The organism is Novosphingobium anseongense, assembly GCF_037482895.1.
Taxonomy (GTDB): Bacteria; Pseudomonadota; Alphaproteobacteria; order Sphingomonadales; family Sphingomonadaceae; genus Novosphingobium; species Novosphingobium anseongense.
On sequence record NZ_JBBHJZ010000005.1, the window covers coordinates 325218 to 348347 of the forward strand.

14 protein-coding genes are annotated in these 23130 nt (G+C 64.0%); 4 read left to right on the forward strand and 10 right to left on the reverse strand.

Annotated features, from left to right (window positions below; genetic code table 11):
- Positions 1 to 126: 126 nt before the first annotated feature.
- The 6 genes from WG901_RS21155 to WG901_RS21180 form a co-directional block, all read right to left on the reverse strand.
- On the reverse strand, positions 127 to 1689 hold the full coding sequence (locus WG901_RS21155; RefSeq protein ID WP_339589108.1) for a tannase/feruloyl esterase family alpha/beta hydrolase: 1563 nt from the start codon (positions 1687 to 1689) through the stop codon (positions 127 to 129).
- A 116-nt stretch (positions 1690 to 1805) separates the two neighbouring features.
- Complete coding sequence (locus WG901_RS21160; RefSeq protein ID WP_339589109.1) at positions 1806 to 2597, reverse strand: enoyl-CoA hydratase/isomerase family protein; 792 nt, start codon at positions 2595 to 2597, stop codon at positions 1806 to 1808.
- Entirely contained in the window at positions 2594 to 3670 is a 1077-nt protein-coding gene (locus tag WG901_RS21165) for a phosphotransferase family protein (RefSeq protein ID WP_339589110.1), read from the reverse strand. Before WG901_RS21165 ends, WG901_RS21160 begins: the two co-directional genes overlap by 4 nt.
- Positions 3660 to 4877, reverse strand: a complete 1218-nt coding sequence (locus tag WG901_RS21170) for an acyl-CoA dehydrogenase family protein (RefSeq protein WP_339589111.1) — start codon at positions 4875 to 4877, stop codon at positions 3660 to 3662. Before WG901_RS21170 ends, WG901_RS21165 begins: the two co-directional genes overlap by 11 nt.
- Positions 4878 to 5168: 291 nt before the next feature.
- Positions 5169 to 6065, reverse strand: a complete 897-nt coding sequence (locus tag WG901_RS21175) for an AraC family transcriptional regulator (protein WP_339589112.1) — start codon at positions 6063 to 6065, stop codon at positions 5169 to 5171.
- A 384-nt stretch (positions 6066 to 6449) separates the two neighbouring features.
- On the reverse strand, positions 6450 to 9362 hold the full coding sequence (locus WG901_RS21180) for a TonB-dependent receptor plug domain-containing protein (protein WP_339589113.1): 2913 nt from the start codon (positions 9360 to 9362) through the stop codon (positions 6450 to 6452).
- A 312-nt stretch (positions 9363 to 9674) separates the two neighbouring features.
- On the opposite strand from WG901_RS21180, the gene WG901_RS21185 reads away from it, so the two are divergent.
- From WG901_RS21185 to WG901_RS21195, 3 genes are all read left to right on the forward strand, one after another.
- Positions 9675 to 11408: a linalool dehydratase/isomerase domain-containing protein gene (locus WG901_RS21185; protein ID WP_339589114.1), complete on the forward strand. Its 1734-nt coding sequence runs from the start codon at positions 9675 to 9677 to the stop codon at positions 11406 to 11408.
- A 10-nt stretch (positions 11409 to 11418) separates the two neighbouring features.
- On the forward strand, positions 11419 to 11937 hold the full coding sequence (locus WG901_RS21190; RefSeq protein WP_339589115.1) for an SCO family protein: 519 nt from the start codon (positions 11419 to 11421) through the stop codon (positions 11935 to 11937).
- A gap of 121 nt (positions 11938 to 12058) precedes the next feature.
- Entirely contained in the window at positions 12059 to 12715 is a 657-nt protein-coding gene (locus tag WG901_RS21195; RefSeq protein WP_339589116.1) for a GntR family transcriptional regulator, read from the forward strand.
- 118 nt (positions 12716 to 12833) lie between these two features.
- Here the strand turns inward: WG901_RS21195 and WG901_RS21200 are convergent, their stop codons facing one another.
- Positions 12834 to 14360, reverse strand: a complete 1527-nt coding sequence (locus WG901_RS21200) for an acyl-CoA carboxylase subunit beta (protein WP_339589117.1) — start codon at positions 14358 to 14360, stop codon at positions 12834 to 12836.
- Positions 14361 to 14783: 423 nt separating this feature from the next.
- On the opposite strand from WG901_RS21200, the gene WG901_RS21205 reads away from it, so the two are divergent.
- Entirely contained in the window at positions 14784 to 15680 is an 897-nt protein-coding gene (locus WG901_RS21205) for a HEPN domain-containing protein (protein WP_339589118.1), read from the forward strand.
- A 50-nt stretch (positions 15681 to 15730) separates the two neighbouring features.
- Here the strand turns inward: WG901_RS21205 and WG901_RS21210 are convergent, their stop codons facing one another.
- From WG901_RS21210 to WG901_RS21220, 3 genes are all read right to left on the reverse strand, one after another.
- A complete protein-coding gene (locus WG901_RS21210; protein WP_339589119.1) occupies positions 15731 to 16939 on the reverse strand; it encodes an MFS transporter in 1209 nt (402 codons plus the stop codon).
- Positions 16940 to 17201: 262 nt separating this feature from the next.
- On the reverse strand, positions 17202 to 20927 hold the full coding sequence (locus WG901_RS21215) for an NACHT domain-containing protein (protein ID WP_339589120.1): 3726 nt from the start codon (positions 20925 to 20927) through the stop codon (positions 17202 to 17204).
- A 348-nt stretch (positions 20928 to 21275) separates the two neighbouring features.
- Positions 21276 to 21944 carry an HAD family hydrolase gene (locus tag WG901_RS21220; protein ID WP_339589121.1) on the reverse strand — a complete coding sequence of 223 codons (669 nt, stop codon included), beginning with the start codon at positions 21942 to 21944 and terminating at the stop codon, positions 21276 to 21278.
- Positions 21945 to 23130: the final 1186 nt, after the last annotated feature.

A 23130-nucleotide genomic window follows, 5' to 3' on the forward strand; every position in this document is an offset into this window, starting at 1 on the left:
CCGGCACCACTCCGACCTCCTCTAGGACATGCCCGGCGCCGACGGCACTCGCGGCCGACATGGCGTGACATCGTCACCCATCCGACCTTGTCTCCGACATGACCGTCGCTGGGTTGGCCAAGGCCGCTAGCGGGCTGCGCAGCGAAAGCTCGTCGCGGCCCGCGGATCACCGCCCGTGAAGCGCGCAAACAGTGGATAGGCGCAGAGCGGCATCTGGCGCCCGCGCGTAGCAGCATTCCCGTCTGTCGCCACGGGCGCCGCAGGAAAGCGTCCGGTTTCAACCCACGCGTCGAGCGCGCCGAGCGAATCCCAGGACAGAGTGAAAGGGCCATTGCCGTGGCCGTAACCGGGCTGGATGAAGTAGCGCGCGAGACCCTCGACGGCTTCGCCGTAGCGACCGGCAAGACGCCGGTAGTAGTCGGTCGTGGCGGCGGGCGGGACGAGCATGTCGGTCGTCCCCTGCACGAGGATCAGCTTGCCGCCGTGGCGACGGAAGGCCTCGAGATCGGTCGAGGTGGCGTCGGATGCCCGTGAATGGGCCTCGATCACACTGCGCAGCGCTGCAAGGTCGAGACGGTCGAGACCGGCTGCAGCATCGTTCGTCCAGAAATTGCGGGCGATACCGTTGTTGAGCTGCTCGTAGAGCGTCGCGGCGCGCCCGCCCGCCGAGAGCCAGGTCTGGTCGAGACTGCCTTCGCTGAGCACGGGAAAGGGCCCGATCGAGGCGACGCCGTTCGCCAGGGGATAGGGATAGACCGTGCGGCGCGAAGCCACTGCGAGCGCGGCGACCTCGGAAGGATCGAGACAGTCGCCGGCGGGCGCCGAAGCGGCGGGACAGGCGAGCGAGACAGGCGAGATCGCGGCCTCGCAGGCCGCGGTGTTGGCGATGACGCCATCGGCCAGCCCGTCGAGACCGTCGCAGGCCGCAAGAACCGCGCGGTGCACGAAGGCCTGCTTGACGGGCGAGAGCGCGCCGCCACCCGGGCCATAAGCCGCCTTCGTCAGGGCGCCCCAGCCCAGGATGAGCCCTACCGAATCCTTGGCCGGGTAGTAGGCGATCGCGCCGTCGAAGTCCGCGCCGTAGCGCTGGGCGGCGACGAGCGCCTCGTGACCGCCCTTCGAGCCGCCGGCATAGTAGAGGCGCCGCGGCGCCTTGCCGTAATAGGCGCCGACGACCGCGACCGCGGCATCGTGGAGGCGCTTCACCGCCGCGCCCATGTAATTCTCGCGCGCCTCGGTGTTGCGCGCGAAGCTCGCATCGAACGGATTGGCGACGAGATGACCGCCGTCGCTGCCGAATGTCGCGAAGCCGCGAGCGAGTGGATTGGGAACGTCTGCGACACCGGCCACGACGCCCGGCAGGGACCTCAGGCCATCGACGAGAAAGCCGTTGAAGCCGCCGCCGCCGAACTGCACGGCCTTCTCATTCCAGGCGCGCGGCAGGTTGATCTGGAAGGTGATTTGAGGGGCGCCGGGCGTCGCCGGGAGAATGGCGCCGTTGACGCGGCAGGTCTCGGGAAGGTCGGCTTCGGCGGAAAATACCGAGGCCGTGCCGATGCGCGCCCCGCCCGAAGGCAGACCGATCGCGCTGGCGGGCACGACGAGATCGACGAGGGCAGCGCAGCGACCGGCTGCCTCGCCAAGACCTTTGGCTGCGGGGCCGCCTTTTGCCCGGGCTTCGCTCGCCATGGCTTGAGAAATCATGGCTTGCGACAGGGTGAGCGCGAGGAGCCCGGCGCTGGCAAGGGGCCGCCGGCCCCAGCGCGCCAATCGATGCCGCATTGCGCGCTTGCCCGCTCCGCCAGTCATCGCGTTTCTCCCGAGAATTGCGCGGGCCGCCTGTCGAGAAAGGCGGCGACGCCTTCGCGCGCGTCCGGCAGAGCCGCGGCCGAGGCAATCGTGCGGGCCTCGCGAGCGAGTTGATGGTTGAGAGAGACGCCCTGGCCTTCGCGCAGCAGCGAACGCGCCATGCCGAGCGCCAATGTCGGCCCCTCGGCCAGCTGGCGCGCGAGCGCCATGCCCTCGGCAAGGAGATCGTGGTCATCCACGACACGCGTGACGAGTCCGATCGCGGCGCCCTCCTCGGCGGAGACGCGGCGATTGCCGAGGATCATCTCCTGGGCGCGGCGCAGGCCAACGAGACGCGGCAGGAGCCAACTCATGCCGCCGTCGGGGGTCAGACCGACGGAGCCGTAGGCGGCGGTAAAGTGAGCCGAGCGCGAGGCGAGGACGAGATCCCCCAAGATCGCGAGACTTAGCCCCGCGCCGGCGGCCGGCCCGTTCACCAGCACAAGCAGCGGCTTGGACATGCTCGAGAGCACCTCGACCGATCGATGGAGCGCGTCGGCGAGACCCTGGAGATAGGCTGAACAATCAGCCGCCGCCGCCATGGCGGCGATATCGCCGCCCCCGCAGAAAAGCTTGCCCGCCCCCGTCAGCACGACGCAGCGCACGGCCGAGTCCTGTGCGATCGCGCTCGCGATCACCTCGAGCTCTGCCGTGAGAGGGCGATCGATGGTGTTGCCGGCGCCAGGACGATTGATCGTCATGACGGCGACCGCGCCCTCGCGGCGCAGGAGAATCCGAGCCTCTTTCATCGGCAGCGCTCCATGGCCTGGCAGCCGAGTTCGACGAGCCGGCTGAAGGCTTCCGCGCGGCGAGCCGCTTCGGCATTTGCGGCGGTTCCGCGCAGGACCCGCCCGCGGATACCGTGGAAGATCGCGGCGAGACGGAAATAGTTGAATGCGATGTAGAAGTCCCAGTCGGGAATGGCCTGGCGCCCGGTCCGGCGGCAATAGGCGGCCAGGTATTCGCTCTCGGTGGGCAAACCGAGCGCGCGCGGATCCTGGCCGCCCAGCCCCGCAACGATGTCGGGCGGCATCGTGTAGAACATCGCATGATAGGCGAAGTCGGCGAGCGGATGGCCGAGCGTCGACAGCTCCCAGTCGAGCACCGCGAGAATGCGCGGCTCACTCGGATGGAAGATCAGATTGTCGCAGCGGAAGTCGCCGTGGATGAGCGTGGTTTCCTCGCTCGCGGGGATCGCACCGGGCAGCCAGGCGACGAGAGCATCCATGCCCGGATCGCGGCCGGCGAGCTCGTCTTCCTGGTACTGGCGCGACCAGCGCGCGACCTGGCGGGCGAAGTAGTTCCCCGGCCGGCCATGGTGGGCAAGCCCCGCAGCCTGGTAGTCGACGCGATGGAGCGCCGCCATGACGCGGTTCATTTCGTCGAGATAGGCCGCGCGCTCGGCCGGCGCGACCTCGCCGAAGCCCGCGTCCCAGAAGATCCGTCCCTCGACGAGGGCCATGACGTAGAATTCGCTGCCCAGGACCTCGGGATCCTCGCAAAGCCCGAGGATCGGCGCGACCGGCACGTCCGAGTCCGCCAGGGCCTGCTGAACGCGCGCCTCGCGCGCGACGTCGTGCGCGCCCTTGACGAGCGGCCCGGGCGGCTTTCGCCGTAGCACATATCGCGCGTTCGCACCGGTCAGCCGGTAGGTCGGGTTCGACTGGCCGCCGTTGAACTGCTCGACCAGGAGCGGTCCCTCGAAGCCCTCGACGTTGCGCGTCATCCAGGCGGCAAGAGCCGCCTCGTCGAAGGCGCTGCGCACCGCGCCCGCGCCTACATTGGCCGCGGCGATCGCGTCCGCGCCCAGGTCATTCGCCATGGTCACGCCTCCAGTCGCGCTTGATCTTCTTGGCGAGGCTCCATTTGTGGACCTCGGTCGGACCGTCGTAGATCCTAAAGGCGCGGATTTCGCGAAACACCTGCTCGACGATCGTCTGGTCGGTGACGCCGGTGCCGCCCATGACCTGGACGCAGCGATCGGCGACACGCATCAGGGCCTCGGAAACCGCAACCTTGGTCATCGAGCTCTCGGCCGTGCCCAGGCCGCCGCGGTCGAGCACGCCCGCGCACCAGTCTATCATCAGCTCGGCCTGCTTGAGGTCGATGAGGTTTTCCGCGAGCATGAAGCCGACGCCTTCGTGGTCGATGAGCGTCTTGCCGAAGGCCATGCGGCGGTTGGCGTAGTGCGTGGCGATTTCGTTGGCGCGGATGCAGGCGCCGAGCCAGCGCATGCAATGCGAGAGCCGTGCCGGGCTGAGGCGGACCTGGGCATAGGTGAAGCCCTCGCCGGCCTCGCCGAGCATCTGCGAGGCGCTGACCGAAAGATTGTCGATGGTCACGGTCGCATGGCCGCCGGGCATCGAGGTATCGATCGTATTGGGCACGTGATCGATGCGCACGGCCGGGTCGGGCAGGTCGACGAGGAACATGCAGGCGCCCCCGCCCTGCTGGACGTCGGGGGCCTTGGCCATGACGATCCCGACGCCGGCGCCCTCAGCCCCGGTGATGAAGGCCTTGCGGCCATTGATGATCCAGCGATCGCCTTCACGGCGGCAGGTCGTCGTCATCATCATGGGATCCGAGCCGGCGCCGCCCTCTTCGGCGGGTTCGGTCATGAAGAAGGCCGAGCGCGTGCGGCCCGCCTTCAATGGCGCCAGGAAGCGCTCGCGGATTTCCTCGCTGCCGACCTTGGCGAGGAGGTACATGTTCCCCTCGTCGGGCGCGGCGGTGTTGCAGGCGAGCGGGCCGAGCGGCGAGAGGCCTGTGGCGATCAGCACCTTGGCCGTGCCGCGCTGGCTCAGGTGCTCACCGCCGGGGAGGATATGCGGCGTCAGCAGGCCGGCCCCGCGCGCGTGCTCGCGAAGTTCGGTGACAAGCGCGTCCGTCGGTCCGCCATGATGGTCGCGGCGCGGGTCGCTCTCGTAGGGCGCGACGACATTGCGCACGAAGGCCTCGACGCGCTCGGCAATGGCGAGCGCCTGATCCATGTCGGCCGCCGGCCCTGTCGCCGCGTCGGTATTCGCCATCACATCGTCGTCCCAGCTAGCCGCGCGCGCCAACGCGCGCGTTCAACGCGAGGCAAGCCTGCCCCGCACTGCCTCATCGCCCAGAGCTGCACGCGCGACCAGAACCTCAGTTGACGGTTATTTTGACGAATCCTGCGGTGCACGCCTGGCGTCAGCGACGGCGCGAGGCATCTCTCGCGAGCCCCGTCTCGAGCTCGACCTTTCGACCACGGGCGCCCGATGGGACGGGGTCGCAAGCGCGACACCGTTGGGGGCAGCGACAACGGCGCGCCGGCCCGCGCGCCGTCCTTCTCAGAACATGCGGGCGCGGTAGTGGCTCGGGGTTTCACCCAGATGCTGGCGGAAGGCCCGCGCGAGCTGGCTGGCGCCCGAGAAACCGGAAAGCTCGGCGACATGGCTCATCGGCAGTTCCGCGCGCGAGAGCAGCTGGCGGGCACGGTCGAGCCGCGCCTTGAGCAGATAGGCGTGAACCGTGGTTCCCATCGCTTCCTTGAACACGCGGCACAGGTGGGATTCGGTGATCCCCGCCAGCTCGGCGAGCTCGGTGAGGCTATGCGACTTGGCGGGATCGGCCGTGATCGCGTTCATCACCTTATGGATGCGATAGGACGAGAAACCCGAGGTCGGATAGCGGGTCCGGCCCGCGACGTTGCGCCCGGCGAGCAGATGCGTCGACAGCATGGCCGTGAGGCTGTTGAGATAATCGTTGTCGTTGGTCGCCGCGCCTTGACACATTTCGCCCAGGATCTGTTCGGAGAGCGCTGCCGCCAGAGGGTCGCAATAGGCGAACTGGAACGTGCTGAATTCGGCCTGCGCGCGATCGCGCCGATCCTCGGCGCCGAAGCTGAAGGTGATGACGTCGAGCTCGCCATCGACCAGCCAGCGCGTCTTGTGGCCGGCCGGTATGAGGGTCGCGGCACCAGGGAAAGTGGTCGCCTCGCTCCAACCATCGCGATCCCAGAAACGCACGTCGGACTTGCCGCCCATCTGCACGACGAACATCGGCGCAGGCAGCGCCGGCACTTCGTAGCTGCCCATGAAGCGCCGCCAGCGGCTGAAGCGCAGATTACCCGAGCCATCGCGATACTCGAGCTCGGGTCCATTGCACAAAGCGTCGGCGATGACGGCCTCGCTGTTCCAAACCGAAGTCTGCAGCACCTTGATCCTCTCAGTCGGGCCCCGCTTCATACACGAGTGCCGCCGTGGTCATGTCATACCAGTGACAAAGACAAATTCAAAGAGTGGTATATCACGAAAACGATCCGTGCGACCTCCAGATCACCCGAGATCGATTGCGCGCTGCGAAGGGCGGGCAACATAGCGAAATCTCTCAAAAACTCCGGTATTTGGCGTATTTTGGCTTTCGGTGTGCCCTGCCTGCCAAGGCGGCTTCGCGCCATTCTGACCCTACAATAATGTTCACCTATCGACAGGCATCCTCGCGGCCTTCGAAGTCCGTGGTTCGCTCGGCACAAGCGATTCGGCGGCGCGCCTGGGGGGGCCGGGCGTCCCCGGTCACCGGCCAAGCGCGCCGCCCTCTTCGCGGCCACTGCTAGCCCGCGAAAATACGCGTCAGAAGCGGGTGCGGAAGCCCGCCGTGAAGTAGCGTCCGACGGGATCCTCGCCGTTGGTGGTGATCGGCCCGAAGCCAGGCGTGCCCGCGGGCGCGGCGAAGATGCCGGGCGTCGTGTCGAAGAGGTTGCTCACCGTCACGAAGAACTGCGGCTTCATCGAGGTTCCCGTGGGAATGTCGTAGGTCACGGTAAGGTCGGTGAACGCCTTGGCCGGGCTATCGGGATAGTCGAAGACGACGGTCGAGAGCGCGCTGTGCTTGGTCGCGCTGTGCCAAGTGGTCTGCGTGTCGATCGAGAAGGCACCGACCGCATAGCCAAGGAAACCGGTCACGCGGTACTTGGGCAGGCCGTCAACGCCCGCATTGTTGAGCAGCGGGTCGCCCGCGAAGAGCACGCGGGTATAGGTCGGCTGGTAGGTGCCGATCACGCGGAAATTCCAGTCGCCGCCGAGGAAGTGGTCCTTGTAGATCACGTCGACGTCGACGCCGCTCGTCTTCTCGCGGGCCGCGTTGACATAGGACTGGAGGACACGGGTCGGATAGTTCGCCGCGGTCGTGTTCGAGTTCGGCAGCGGCCGGACGTAGAGCGAGCAGACCGCCGAGGTGAAGCCGCTGTCGATGCACTGGCGCTGGACCGTGGCACTGGTGCCGTCGATCAGCGAGATCGCGTCCTTGATCTTGATGTTGAAGTAATCGACCGCGATGCTGAGACCGGGCAGCCAGCGCGGCTTGTAGACGCCGCCGACGGTGAAGGTGTCCGCTTTTTCGGGCGCCAGGGCAGCGTTGCTGCCGGCAATGACCTGGACCGTGTCGTTGGTGTTGGTCAGGATGTCGTTGTAGCCCGAGCGCGCGAACTGCTGGGGACCGAACAGCTCGTAGACGGTGGGCGCGCGAATGTCGCGCGAGCGCGTGGCGCGGAAGCTCAGGTCATCGGTGACGTGCCAGTCGAGACCCGCCTTCCAGGTCGTGACCCCGCCGCTGGTCGAGTAGTCGGTGTAGCGCACGGCGCCCGTCAGGTTGAGCGACTTGGCAAAGGGCGCGTCGGCAAGGATCGGCACGAGGATTTCGCCGCCGACCTCCTTGACGCTCACTTCGCCGCGCGAATTGGCAATCACGTTCTGGCGGTATTCCGCGACGGGCGCGGCCGGGTTGCAGTTGAAGCGCAGTCCCGTGCAGCTAGTGAGCGCGGTCGGCTGGTTGGTGCTGTCGCCGAGCAGGGTCTGCTTGCGATATTCGCCGTTGACCGCGACGCGGACCTCGCCGGCGGGGAGACTGAACAGCGAGCCCTTGATCGTGGCGGTGACCGTGTCGAGCTTCTGGGTGAGGACGCTGCGGGTGTCGCCGCGGGTGAAGGCCGAGGCACGCTGGTCCTCAGAGCTCGGGCCGAAAACGTTGAGCGGCAAGCATCCGGGATAGAGGCTCGGATTGGTCAGGGTGACGTTGCAGACGACGCGCTGCCCCTGCCCGTTCAGCAGGAAATCGCTGCCCGTGTAGCTCGCCGGGGCGACGACGGCATCGAGCGCCGCCCAGAGCCGGCCGGTGTTGCCGTTGCCGCGGATGATGTCGATGCGGCGCGCTTCGTTGTGGCTGTAGTCGACCGACCAGTCGAAGCGCGAGCCGATCTTCCCATCGAAGCCGATGTTGGCGAAGATGTTGCGGGCGTTGGTATCCTGGACGACGCGCGGCACTTCCATCTGGAACTTGCGGATGACGAAGGTCGAGACCCCGGCCGCGGCGAGCTGCTGCTGGAGCGCGGGCGAGAGGAAGGCGTTGCTCGCCGAGATGGTCGTGGCAAGGCCGCCAGCGCCGCCGACGATCGGCTGGATGTAGACGCCAACGCTGTCCGCCTCGGTATAGGCGCCCTGGGCGTGGACGTTGAGCGTGTCGGTCAGAGCGTAGTCGAGCCGCAGGAAGGCCTGCTTGGTTTCGAGCGAGGAGAGCAGCGAGCTCTCGTAGTAGGCGCCATCGCCGCCGCTCTCGATGCCCGGCGTGCCGGTCGCAGCGCCGTGCACGAAGGGCCTCAGCACGCCGTTCGTCGAGAAATTGGTATCGGTGAAGGGCGTGACGATGGTCGCGCCGGCTGCGTTCTGCGTCGAGACGATACGACCGCCGAACGAGTAGGTCGTGCCGAGCCGCGAATTGCTCGTCAGGCGGAAGGGGCTCGCCGCCGTGCCGGTGCCGGTGGCGGTGTAGCGCGCGGCGCCGTTCTCGCGGTTCTTGTTGCTCTCGATGCCTTCGCTGCGGAAGTATTCGATGCTGCCTTCGATGTGACCGCGGTCGCCGCCGAACGAGGTGCCCGCCGCGACGCCCAGACGCTGGGTGGCGTTGTCGCCGCGGCTGCTGATGCCGGCTTGGGCGAAGGTCTTCACGCCGTTGAACTTGCGGTCGATGACGAAGTTGACGACGCCCGAGACGGCGTCCGAACCGTAGACCGCCGAGACGCCGCCGGTCGCGACGTCGACGCGCTGGATCAGCATCTGCGGGATCGTGTTGATGTCGACCGCGCCGACGGTCGAGGACGGCACCAGGCGGTTGCCGTCGAAAAGGACGAGATTGCGGACCGGACCGATCGAACGCAGGTTGAGGTAGGAGCTTGCCGAGAACGAGCTGTTGGCGGCCTGCGAATTGGACTGGCTGCTCGAGTTCGCGAACTGGGGGAGCTTACGCATAGCGTCCGAGACGCTCGAGGGCGTCGTCTGGAGCAGGACCTCGTTGGTCACGACCGTGACCTGCGTCGGCGAGCTGCTCCCATCGGTGATCAGGCGCGAGCCGGTGACGACGATGTCGTCGCCCGCCGCCTTGGCGCCGGTCTCTTCGGCATCGGCCGCCTGCTGCGCGAGCGCGGGCATCGACACCGAGGCGAGCGCGGCCAGAATGACGGTGCGACCGATCGCGGACTTCCTGATGGACATGTATTCCTCCTCCCGTTTCTATTCCAAAGAGCCCCGGAGCCGCTTCAGTCCTTGGTCGACGACGCCCTCGCGCTTGAACGCTCTGCCACCGACTCCAGTCGAATATGACAAATCGACCCCGGTCTACGAAGCGCGACCTAAGAGCGGGTCGGGACGCAAGCTAACCAAGAGCAAGATCTGTCTGAACCGTGGTCAGGAAGTGCAAAGATCCGGCCCCCTGCGCGCTGTTACTGATGGGGTGATTATGCGAAAACGGCACGAGACATTAAACCGCCGGCCCTGAGCGGCGCGGCTTGTGCGAGAGGCATTGTGATGAGCCAGTTTGACTTGACCCGCCGCGCGCTGCTGGGCGCCGCTACGAGCGCCGTCGTCGTGGCGGCGGCACCGCGCGCGATCGCGCGCGCCGTGCCGGTGGCCGGCGAGTTCGACAAGCTGCCCAAGCTCGACGAGCTACAGTCGGGTCATCTCCGTCACTTCCGCAACACCCTCGCCCTGCCCGACGGCGACTGGGGCACGATGATCAGCGACGACCCGCTCCATGTCGGCGACTGGACCGGTTATCAGTACCAGCTCTCGGGCATGGCGCATGGCCTCGCCCAGGCGCATTTCCACCGCATGCCGGCCGCGCCCGGCTTCTTCCGCACCGATATGGACCGGGTGGTGCGCAAGATGCTGCTTCCCGAGGTCTGGCAGTTCTGGTTCTCGGTGAGCCAGGGCAGCCCCTTCTTCAATCCGGACCAGAAGGAGCCACGCAAGCCATCGTGGGATCCGATCGCGCGCGAGAACATCTTCTACAGCGGCCATCTCAACCACGTCGCCGCGCTCTATGCCTACCTGTTCAACGACGCCAAGTACGATGCCCCCGACGCCTTCGTGTTCCACAACATGCAGGCGATGGGCTTTGGCAAGCAGCAGGTCGAATATGGCCTGAAGTCGCTCAACGACGCGATCTACTGGCAGTTCGTCGAGAACGGCCATCTGGGCGTCGCCTGCCAGCCCAATGCCGTGTTCCTCGGGTGCAACCAGTTCCCGCTCTGGGGCCTCAAGTGGCAGGACACGCGTCTTGGCGGCACGCGCGCCGACGAGACGGTCGCCAGCCACATCGCCGCCTGGAAGCGGTTCGGCGGCTTCAAGCCCGGGCAGGAGACCCCTTTCTTCTGGTTCCAGGAGCAGAACCACCTCGCGCATGACGACGGCAAGGGCTTCTCGCTCGACGAGGGCCCGGTCATGACCGCTGGCAACTGGTCGCAGTGGCTGATGAATGCGACGATGCCCGACTATGCCAAGAGCGTCTTCGACTTCGTCGCGGCGGCCTCGCTGGCACGCGACTCCGATGGCTCGATCGTCGTCGTCCCGCCCAGCCAGACCGGCCGCCCGGGCCAGCGCTTCGCGCGCGGCGTCGACGTCCTTGCGGGTAAGCCGGTGCCCGCGATCGTCAAGAAGTCGGGCAAGAACCTCGCCTATGCAGGCTTCTGGGGCTGGACTGCGCTCACCCTGTCGGAGCGCCAGGACCCGCGGCTCGCCGAGCTCCTCGCCTATGCCGATCGCAACATGAATCCGACCTGGCGCGACGGCGGCCTCTACTATCCGGTGCACGATGCGAGCTGGGAGGACGGCAGGTTCGTCGGCGTCACGCCGACTTCGGGCAACGTCAATTTCGCCTATGCACGCCTCAACGTCGAGGACGGGCTCCACAAGCTCTACCAGAGCCATTGGGGAGCGGCCCATTTCGCCGAGCCGAACCTTAGCGACGTGTCGCGCGAGGTCGACGTCGTGCGCGGGCGCTACCTGGCCGATCGCCAGGCGCTGGTGGTGACGGTCAGGCCGCACCGCGGCGCCAAGGGTGCGATGACCATGCTCGAATTCGCCAACCTCACACGCACCGGTCAGGAATGGCGCCTCGAGATCGACGGCGCAGTGGTTGCCAACGGAAACGCGACCGCGCTCGCCCGCACGAGCATTGCCGATACGACCTTCGAGGCCGGCAAGCTGCGCCTGACCGTGCCGGTCGAGCGCGAGACGACCTTCGTCGTCCGCTTCGCGTGAGGCCGATGCGATGAGCGAACAGGCCATCCGCCCGACCGTCACGCTCGGCGGCGCCTTTCACCTGACCGACCATTTTGGGCAGGCGGTCACCGACGAGGCCTACCGCGGGCGCTTCATGCTGATCTTCTTCGGCTTCTCGCACTGCAAGGTCGTCTGCCCGGAGAACCTCGCCAAGCTGTCACAAGCGCTCGAACTGGCCGGCGCCGATGCGAGCGACGTCCAGCCGCTCTATGTGACGGTCGATCCCGACCGGGACGATCCCGCGACCTTGCGGCGCTTTCTCGAGGAGCGCTTCCCGCGCTTCCTCGGGCTCACCGGCGAGAAGGCCGAGATCGACCGCGTGAAGAAACTCTTCAAGGTCTATGCCCAGCGCGAGGAGGCCGGGCCAGATGGCGATTACGACGTGCCCCACAGCGCCATGACCTTCCTCATGGGACGCGACGGCACCTATGTGACCCATTTCGCCGACGTCGTGCCGGCCGAGCGGATCGCGGAAAACCTTCGCGCGCGCATCGAAGGCGCCGCCTAAACGGGTGCCCCAATCGGTCTATGCCCCTCCCCTGCGCGATGCGGAGCGGTGCCGACGAGTTGCCGGCCACGCCGCCCGTCGCCTAAGGGCGGAAAACCGTGAACGGGAGACCTGACGAGACATGGAAGAACTGAGCGGCGAAGGCGCGACCCATTCGGTGTTCCGCGGATTGCTCGAGGCACTGGAAGCGGGCGCCATCGTGCCGGGTCAGCGCCTCGTCGAGTCCGATCTCGCCGCGCAGTTCGGCGTCGGCCGCAACGCCGTGCGCGAGGCGATGCAAAGGCTCGCCGCGCGCGGCGTGATCAATCTGCACCGCAACCGCTCGGCTTCGGTGCGGCGGATCGAGATCGACGAGGCCAACGAGGTCTTCGACGTCTCGGGCGCGATGATGGAACTGCTTTTCGGGCTCGCGGCCGCACACTATGCCGCCCCGCAGCACGAGGCCGAACTCGACCAAGCCCTCACCGGTCTCAAGGACGCCTATCGCTCCGGCGCGGAAGCCCTGTTCAGCCGGGCGCGGCGCGAACTCTACCGCACCGTGCTCAGGATCGCGAACAACCGCGAGCTTGCCCGCGTGTTTCCCGCAGTGGGAACGCACATCATCTACGCGCGCTACCAGTCGCGCAAATTGCAGACCATCCGCATGCGCAATTACGAGAAGCTGGTGAAGGCGGTCGTCGAGGGCGACGAGAAACGCGCGCGCGCGCTCGCGCACCGCCACAACGAACAGATGCGCGAGGCCGTCGCCGAGCACGCCGCGGCGCACGGCATGGCCTAGTCGAGGGCTTTCACCCGCCAGGAAATCCGCGAAGAACGCGCAAGCGCCACGAGCCAGCGGCAGCCGCCTGTGCGGCAGACGACCGTCCTTCCTCGTGAGAGATCGTTCTGCCGGACGACTACAGGGGAATGTTACCGTGCTTCTTGCGCGGGTTCTCGATCAGCTTGTGCCGCAGCTTGCGCAAGGCGAGCGCGATCCGCCGCCGCGTCGAGTGTGGATAGATCACCTCGTCGATGAAGCCTTTGGAGGCCGCGACGAAGGGATTGGCGAAACGCTCCTCGTATTCGCGGGTCCTGGTCGCGATGCCGTCGGCGTCGTGGCCGCGGAAGATGATCTCGACCGCACCCTTGGCGCCCATGACCGCGATCTCGGCCGTGGGCCAGGCGTAGTTGAGATCGCCGCCGAGCTGCTTGGAGGCCATGACGATATAGGCGCCGCCATAGGCCTTGCGGGTGATCACGGTGATCTTGGGCACGGTCGCCTCGGCATAGGCGAAAGCGAGCTTGGCGCCGTGCTTGATGATGCCGTTGTGCTCCTGGCTGGTGCCCGGAAGGAAGCCCGGCACGTCGACGAGGGTCACGATGGGAATGTTGAAGGCGTCGCAGAAGCTGACGAAACGCGCCGCCTTCTTCGATGCGTTGATGTCGAGCACGCCGGCAAGCACCATCGGCTGGTTGGCGACGATGCCAATCGTGCGCCCCTCGATCCGCCCGAAGCCGCAGAGCATGTTGGCGGCATGGGCGGGCTGGATCTCGAAGAACTCGCCTTCGTCGACGACCTTTCGCACCAGCTCATGCATGTCGTAGGGCTGCGTGGCGATACTCGGCACCAGCGTGTCGAGGCTCGCCTCGGCGCGGTCCCAGGGATCGGCGCTCGGCCGGAGCGGCGGCTCCTCGCGGCTCGAGAGCGGCAGGTAGTCGAAGAAGTCCCGCACGGCCAAGAGCGTGTCGAGATCGTTCTCGCCGGCCAGATCCGCGACCGAGGTTTTGGTCGTGTGAACGGCGGCGCCGCCCAGTTCCTCCTGGCTCACGATCTCACCCGTCACGGTCTTCACGACGTCGGGGCCGGTGACGAACATGTAGGAGGAATCCTTCACCATGAAGATGAAGTCGGTCATCGCCGGCGAATAGACCGCCCCGCCCGCACAGGGCCCCATGATGACGCTGATCTGCGGGATCACGCCCGAAGCATTGACGTTGCGCTGGAAGATATGGCCGTAGCCGGCCAGCGAGCCAATACCCTCCTGTATGCGCGCGCCACCGGAGTCGTTGAGCCCGATGACGGGCGCGCCGACCTTCATCGCCATGTCCATGATCTTGCAGATCTTCTCGGCCTGGCGCTCGGAGAGCGAGCCGCCGAAGACCGTGAAGTCCTGGCTGAAGACGAAGACGAGACGGCCGTTGATCGTGCCCGACCCGGTGACCGCGCCGTCGCCGGGAATGACCTGCGCCTCCATGCCGAAGTCGACGCAGTTGTGCTCGACGTACATGTCGACCTCTTCGAAGCTGCCTTCGTCGAGCAGGACGGCGAGCCGCTCGCGGGCCGTCAGGCGGCCTTTGGCATGCTGCGCGTCGATCCGCTTCTGGCCGCCGCCAAGACGTGCGCCAGCGCGACGGCGCTCCATTTCCGCGATGTTGGACGACAAATCACGACTCCGACATTGACATCGCGGCGCCCATCCCAGAACGCCCAGCCAATATCAAAGTATTTAAACTCACTAAGCTTAGCTTCAATCCGAACGATATTTCGCGATATACAATTATTGATCGAAGACTATTCAACAATTGATGCAAGTTTGAATTCCACAATCCGATCATGCATTCCGTTAGATTTTCTCTCAACCCCAACTGCCTCGAGACGATCGCAAAGGCCTTCCACAAGCACGCTGCGATCCCGCGCCCGTGGCGCCGGCAAAACTGGATTCAAACCCGATCCATTTCACCGGCAGAAGCGTGCCCTCGCGATTGCTTTTCCCCGCGAGCCCGCCGAAAATGGCGCATGACCCCGGCCGATCGTAGATACCCGAAGCCAATCCAGGCGCCCCGCTCTCGGCCGGCGGCTACCGGCCATGCGTGACGACCTGACCCACCTGCCCGAGCGGCAGCAGGCCGAGCTCTCGCGCGCCACGAAGATCCTCATGGAGGAGTTCGAGAAGGCGATCATGCTGGGCAACCAGGCGTGGAAGCGCGGCGGCAAGATCCTCAAGATCATCCTCTTCGGCTCTTACGCGCGCAGCGACTGGGTCGACGATCCCAAGGGCGGATACCAGTCGGATTTCGACCTGCTGATCGTGGTCAGCCACGAGAAGCTGACCGACATCGCCGAATATTGGTACATCGCCGAAGACCGCATCTTGAGGGACGAGACCATCGGCCGCCAGGTCAATATCATCGTCCACGACCTCAATGACGTGAACCAGGCGCTCAAGCGCGGCGAGTATTTCTGGGCCGACATCGTGCGAGACGGTATCTTGCTCTACGAGCTCCCGCACCACCCGCTCACCACCCCCGTGCCGCTGAGCAAGTTTGACGCGGTCCGGCAGGCTGAGCGCTATCTCTCGCATTGGCTCGAACGCGTCGATGGCGCGCTGAAGCTTGCGCATTTCGCGATGACCGAAGGACAAAATAACGACGCGGCATTTCTACTGCATCAGGCAGCTGAGCGCGCTTACGCCTGCTTCCTGCTGACCTCGACCTTCTACTTCCCGAAGTCGCACAATGTGAAATTCCTGCGCTCGCTATCCGAGGACAAAGAGCATCGGCTCGTCGAGGCATGGCCGCGCGAAACCAAGCTCGACCGCAGACGCTTCGAGTTGCTGAAGCGCGCCTATGTCGAAGCACGATACTCGCCGAACTACAGCATCTCGATCGAGGATCTAGACGCCCTTTACGTGTCGGTGAAACGACTGCGCGACATCGTGGCCGCTCTCTGCGAAAAACGGATCGGCGACCTCGCACGCCCCTGAGGCTGGCCTTATCGGCCGCAATATCCGATCCGCCCTTTACCAACCGGCAATCACGCCCCCGCCGGCCGGAACCTGCGCAGACCTAGCGCCAGGAAGATTCCGCTGCCCAGGAACGACCCTGCCGCAGCGATGAACAGGTAGAGATCGAAGCTGTCGGTCGCCGTTAGTGAGGCGCTGAGAATGACGTTGCCCATGGCCATCGCGAGCCCGATCGCGGCGGAGAGCAGCCCCATTACCGTACTAAATATCGCCATGTCGAAATAACGCGTGATCAGGAACGGGATGACGTCGCCCTCGCTGCCGAAGGACAGCCCCATCAATAGAATAGCCAGGCCGACGACGGGCACCGTGTCATAGCTCGAGGCCAGCAGCATTAGCCCTATGAACGGCAGCCCGAAGCCGATGGCCGCGACAATGTGCCCGGCGATCACATCGAGCGCAAAGCCCGCGATGAAGCGACCGACAATCGAGCCGATGGCGAATGCGGAGATCATGATCGCGGCGTCTGCATCGGAAATGCCCTGGTCGAGCACGACCAACTTGATCTGTGAGATCGCCAGCGTGAAGGGCAAGTTCACCAGGAAGCAGGCCAGCAGCAGCATCCAGAACACCGGCATCGCGGAAATCGCGCGATAGACACCTGCACGCCTTTGCACGCCCGCCTCCAACCTGACACCGCGCGGTCGACCGCGCGGCAACAGCGCGATCGTCGCGACCGCGCAGATCGCGCAATAGATCGCGACGGCAAGATAGCCTGCCCGCCATCCGTGACTATCGACGAAAGCGGTGACGAGTGGGCTGCCGATCGCGGCGACGAGCGGCGGACTACTGCCCGCGATGGCCAGAGCCAAACCGCGGCGCAGCGTGAAGGCTTCCGCAACGACGCGCGCATAGACCGTCGCGGTCGTGGTCGCGCCAACGATCGTCTGGGCGACATAGATGGCCAGATAGACATGAAGGTCGCCGTTCATCATCGAGATCGCGACCAGGAACAGCGGAAAGGTCAGCGCGCCAGTCGCCGCAACACGGCGAACGCCATAGAGATCGGTCAGCCTCCCCGCCAACGGCAGGCAGACGATCATCACACCCTGCACGATGCCCAGCATGGCCCATTGCGCGCGGCTCCAGCCGAACTCCCCGATCATGTAGGGCGCGAAGGTGCTTAGGATATAGCTGTTGAGCGACAGCGCCGACCCCATGCCCAGGAAGGAAGCCGTCAACGGCCGCCAGTGCTGCCGAAACTCGCCGAAATTGCGCATCGAACTCCCCAGATCTTATAGACCGATCTATCGGGACTGCGAGGAGGCCGGGCAAGGGCTTTGTCGGCGAGGCCTCCCGTCTAGAGCCCACTCGGTTAGACATGGGCGCTTGCCTGGAATCCCGGGCTCAAACGCGACAACCGGCCATACATTCACGTGATTCTAACGCCGGCATTGTTGGACGAAAGGGACTGTCCGAAATCAAAGGCGAACCGTGCTGAAGCGGACGTTCGTTCACCAGTGCAATTCGATCGCTCGCGCGCTAGCAGGGCAGTTTGAACCACTGATCCCTCTCGGCGACTTCGCCCAGGCTACTCGTCTCCGCGCCGGCAAGCGAGCGCAAGGTGCTATCAGCTCGGGCGACAAGCGAGAGCGGGTAATGTGCCGGATCGCGCGATACGCGTTCAGCGGTGCCCTGCGACAACGTTGCGTCCGGCGCGATGGGGAGAGGTGCGGTGCATCCCTCTAGGTAGAGTTCGCTGATCTTGGGCAGCATATCCTCCCAGTCCATACCGAAACGCATGCCATCGCAAATGCCCCGATACACGAAATTCCGCTCTGGCGCCTGAAACTCGGCGGTAGACCGAGCAAGTTCGCCCGCTAGCGCGAAGCGCCCGGCGTGATCTAAACGGCTGCCGAGATAAACGCAGAGGCGCGGCGCTTGCCGCGCCAAAGCCTGGTTGCTAGGCAAGGTCATGACGCCGCGCAGGCGCCCTCCGATCACTTGGAAATCCCGGTCGAGAGCAACCCACTCATCGGCAGGCAAGCCGCCGAGTATGCTTTCGAGCGTATCGACAAGCTTGAGCAGTGTCTTGGGCGTGCCCCACATTTGCAACAACAGCAAAAGACGGCGCCGTTCGCGTGCCCCGGACGCTGCTGTAAGCTGATCGCTCCACCATCGCGGCGCACCCGACTTGAGCCTGGCATAACGCGCGGTTTCGACGAGATCGGGCGTGCTTGCAAACGGGGCAGGCAGTCCCGATTCACCGCTGTTCCGCACGCCAGCGGCGAGGAAAGCGATACGATCAATGGCGGCACAGTCTCCCCAGGCGTCGCGCAAACGGGCCACCAGGCTCTGCCACGGCTCCAAATTTGTGGCGAGATGAACGACCTCGTGGGCGATGAATTGCAGATAGGCTTCGGCGGCAGCGCGTTCGGCGACCGGAAGATCCTCCAAGCCGGCGCGATTTAGGTTTCCAGGCTCATCGCCGCGGATCCTTCGACCGTATCCGAGACGTCGCGCCATCGATTCATGCAGCGGAAGCCCGTCGTCTTCGGAATAGATGAGCGTATATTGCGAGTAGGACACGGTGCGTGCCAGCCATTGCACACGACAACTCTCATCGCCCGATGGGTCCGCGCGAAGCAATGGGAGGCCGTGCAGCAACTCGTCCCGAGCGAGCGCGAAGACGGGATCTCCATTCAAAAGCTCGAACCGCTGGGCGCGTAACAGCACGTTGAGCAAGTCCGTTTGAATCTCGCCCAATGCGTCGAGCTGCTTCAAAACGGCCGGTTGCATGAGCTCCAGCATCGAGGCGAAATTCGCCCATTTACGGGGATCGATCTGCCCGCGCATGGCCAGCCAGCCCTGCCACCGCTCGTCGCTGGTGGTGTTGGGAACGATGGCGGCCGACAATGCGCGCAATTGGTCCTGCGTCGGCGCCTTCGCAGCGTAATCCCAAAGCGCCTCAAGAAACTCGCGCCGACCGCTGCGCTCGGGAAGGCTCGTCCACGGCGAAGTGGCGCCGTCGTCAGCGTTTGCGAGGAGCTGGAGAAAATGCGGTTGCTTGGTGATGAAGACCAGCACCGCTTTGACCGCGGGCTGGTACTGCGTGAACACCCAATCGTTCAGCAGCATGAGAGCAAAGCTGCGCGGGTGGCTGGTGTGCTCGAGCGGCGAGGCATCGGCCAGTTCCATGAGCTCGTTGACGAGCGTCATGATCTCACCCTTGTTGAAGCAGCCCCCGTAAAACCGGGCGACATTGAGCCAATAAGGATTGCGCACCAAGGCGTTGAACCTATCGAGCTTGTCACCGGCCACCTCGCTGGCAATGGCCGGATAGGGCGCGGTTTCATAGAGATGCCGCGCAGCGAAATACTCGCGCAGCGGCTGGACTTCGAACTCGAACGTCCCTTGGACGCGGGACACGAGCGCCCCGACCCGCTCGATCATACCGTCGAACAGCGCGTCGACGATGGTCGCATCCTCGCCTTCGCGAAACAGGTATTCGTACAAGGACGTCCGCAGCGCCATCTGGTCTATGCTGCCATTGCCGCCGCCCTCGGCGGAGGTCTGCAGCCTCCAGGCGAGATAGCGGTGGATATCGATCAACAGGTCGCGATACTCGCGCACGACCTCGCTCTTCTCGGTTTCCCGGCTGAAGAACATTTCCATGTAGAGATCGTACATCGCGGTGCGCTTTTCCGGCAGCGAGGGCCCCCGGCTGGCGATGAGTGAGAGCAGGATCGTCAGCTGCATGGGATTCTTGGCGAGGTACTGCGTGTGCGATTCTTGCAGCTTTGTGTTCAGGATTTGCCGGATTTGCGCCTTTTCGGTTTCCTTGAGGCCTTTAGCCATCATCCACTTGGCGGTGTATTCGTCAACGTTCCGCCGCTCGAGCGGCAAGAGTTCGTAATAAGTCCAAGTCTCGTGGGGGAAGCGCACCGATTTCGCGAAAGCGGCCGGGCGGCTCGTGACGATGGTCTGGACACTGAAAGTCCCGGCATTAGCGAGCCTGTTAGCGCCTTTGCCGATTTCGAGAACCAGCCTTTGCCGCAGGTCGATGTCGGCGACCTCGTCGAAGCCATCGAGCGCGAGCAGCAAATGGCTGGCCTTGGCGACAGCGGTCAGGTCCGACACACTGAAAGTGTGCCCTCCCGACAATGATCGCACTTGTCCGGCCAAGAACCCTTCGAGCGACCGCGGCTCGTTATCTGCCAGCGGCACGCTCGGCGGCTGAAACGGGTCTACCCCGGAAATCCATTTCGCGAGGTCGCGCAGATCGACGCGAAACGGAATGCGCACCATCGCCAATCCGCAGTAGGCAGGAAGCTTCTCGAGTTCGAGGGCCTTGCCGATGAGCCGCAAGCGCAGCACCTGGCAGACGTATTGGGTGACCGTCGACTTGCCCTGGCCGGGCGCTCCTTCGAGAACGATGCGATCGATCGCGACGTCTTGCCGCGAACCGATGAAATAGGCCGCGGCCAGCAGGCTGTCGTGCCGATAGTGGTTGTACTCGATAGCCGCCCACTGACGATAGTGACGCCGCACCGACAATGGAGGATCGATCCGCAGGTCGTCGATGTCATAGGCGCTAAACGAGCGCCGCATGGGGAGATCGACGAACAAGTCGGCCATGGTGCTGCGCAGTTCGGTCTGTTTGAACTTCAGCTCCTGGTCGTCTTCGTACTGCGCGGTCATGTAAGCGCGAATGGCGCTGCGCCTGCGCTCCTCGTCTTCCCCGAGCTGCCCGGCGACCAGCTTTTCGAGCAGGTCGGTCGCCTTGAGGATGTCGGGATAACTCCACTTGAGAGCGCTATGGAGGTCGAGCCTGCGATCGAGGTCGTCGCGCCACCAGCAATAGGCTTCGATGCCGAGGGCTTCGGAGAGCGCGGCATTGACTTTGTCGATCGAGCCGACGTCGAGATGCGACGTGCCTTTGAGATTGGTGATGAGGTAGTATTTCTTGAGCCCTCGCGCCTTGAGCTTCAGGATCTTGTCCTTCTCCGATCGCACGACCTCCTCGATCATGTCGCGCTCGGACCGGCTGTCGTTGGGATTTCGGATGAACTTCACCTGATAGACGATAACGTCGGGGTCTGCATTGCGACCCTCGAATTGCCGCGTGAGATGTTCGAAGAGAAAAGCGTCGCGCCCGCCGTCCGGTTGACCGACGGGCATACATTGGGCGTTCGGAAAAGACGCGACGATCAGACCTTGGCAAAACTGTTGGAAGCGTTCGTCGTCCAAAACCTCGTAGTGATACACGCCCGTCCCCCATCCCACCCAACACGATCTTTTAAGATCTAACTGCGGCTCAATATCTCGCAACACCATCCGAGACAAACCCGATGATAGCTAAGCCTTGCCTCGACTTATTGACCTGTCCATCTTTAGCGATAGCTCATCAAAACCCGCCCTTCCGGAGCCCACAACCAAGCCGTCACCGTGGCCGCGGCCGTAGCATCGGAGGCGCCGTAGCCTGAACGGACGACCGCTTTCAGGGACCTGACCCACCACCTTCTATACAGCTTTGTCGGCGAATGACGCCAGGACGCTTTCCGCTTTATCTCCTAAGCGCCCTGCGAGGCGCTCGTGAGGAAGGCGTCACTCTTTTCAGCGGCCCGAGTTCTCCACGAGCCAAGCTTTCACATCGCGATAGCTGGCTAACACAATCTCGGCACCTGCTTCCATTAGCAGAGCACCATGCTTAGGGCCAATGTGAGAACCTGCCACCAAACCGACGACTGCCATACCAGCCGCGGCCGCAGCTCGGACCCCCCCCACGCTGTCCTCAATGACTAAGACCCGATCGACGCCCACATCAAGACTGCTCGCAGCGTGCAAAAAGATATCCGGGAAAGGTTTCCCCCGCTCAACCTCTTCAGCACTGAAGATTCTGGCGAACACTGACTCCGGCACGCCTAAAACTTCCAGGCTGGCGCGAATTCGGTCCAGGGCGCTCGAGGACGCAATGCATTTCGCCACCGTCTCGAATTGCCGAAGGAACTCTATAGCTCCGTTCACTGGCTGAAGAGAGCTTTTGAACGCATTCAGAGTGCGACGGCGAAGCTCGTCGACGAAATCCGGCACACGCCGACCGATGTCTTGTTCAATTTGAAGGCGGACGTCTGTGACCTGACGGCCCATAAAACGCTCCAACCCCTCTTGCGTTGACATAGGCTTACCGAGCTCAGTCGCATAGGCAGCAGCGACACCACAAGCGAGCAACTCGCTATCGGCGATCACACCATCGAAATCGAAGACTATGAGTTCCGGCCACATGGGTGCTGTGTGCCTCGCCCTGAGCTGGGAGGCAACCGATTGACATGACATGTGAAAAGCTCTGAGGATAAGCCTCCGGCGAAGGGGGAGCGGGATGAAGGCTAGCTATCAGATTCAGTCAAAACGCACTTTGACGTCACCAGATCCGAAAACGTTTTCGGACTGGTCGAGTGTTGCCAATTCAATTAACGAGCAAATTTGGCGTGAGCAAAGCCTTGTCTCAGTAAGAATGACATGGAATTTAACTTTTCAGGGATTTTTGATTGCCGCGTTTGCGCTAGTGGCCAAGGATTTCTCAGGCGATATTCGCTTCTACCTTCACCTGATCTTGGTTTTTGGAGGACTCTCCGTCATAGTCGCAAGCTTCCTAGGAATCAGAGCTGCCCAGAAGAAATCTAGCCGATTAAAGAGGCACTGGATCGCACTTTTCCATGAAGGATCCCACCGATGCACCAAATGCGGCACGCAAAATGGAAATGTAGACGATTGCGATATCACGTCGGGGTATTTTCCTCAACCATTTTCTCCGAGGCACATATCGATACTAGGTAGATTTGCATCATGGGGCATCAGTTCAGTTATTATAATTATGTGGCTTTTACTTCTAGTACTCGCGTTGCATATTGACAGAAGTGGCTGGACACCAAAAGGCAGTTCTTTTGCGATTCACTCACATGACAGAGGGGCGCAATCTACGCCGTACCCGAGAGCCGCGGACCATAAGCAGTTGCCCGCTTCCCCAAGAGCCGCAGACTCTAGGGAACACTCTTTGACCGCTCGACGTATGCCCCCGCCAACCAATCGGCCTTCCCCATCCCCATGAATGACCGGCCCCTTTCAGCGCACACCGCAGAGCGCTCGAACCGCAGGAATGTCGGCGGCTGCGGCCCTGCCCCTCGGTGGCCGGTTGGGCCGCTCCCGACCAGACCCGGCCGTTTAGCTTGGCCACGGCGAACGTCTGCTCCTGATAGAAGCTGCCGTATTGATGCCTTAAAATAGACTGACTTCAACGCGCCCCAAATGCGGCCATTCAAAGGCCCAGCTTTTATGCCCGGAAGCCGCCATTTCTCAAGTCCAGTACAGGTCAGAACGAGGTTTGACGTCAAGATAGCCAACTCCCAGAATGACTGCTAAATAATAATGATCATAGGGCTTGGGGCACAAGGAAGTAGGAGTGGTCAACACG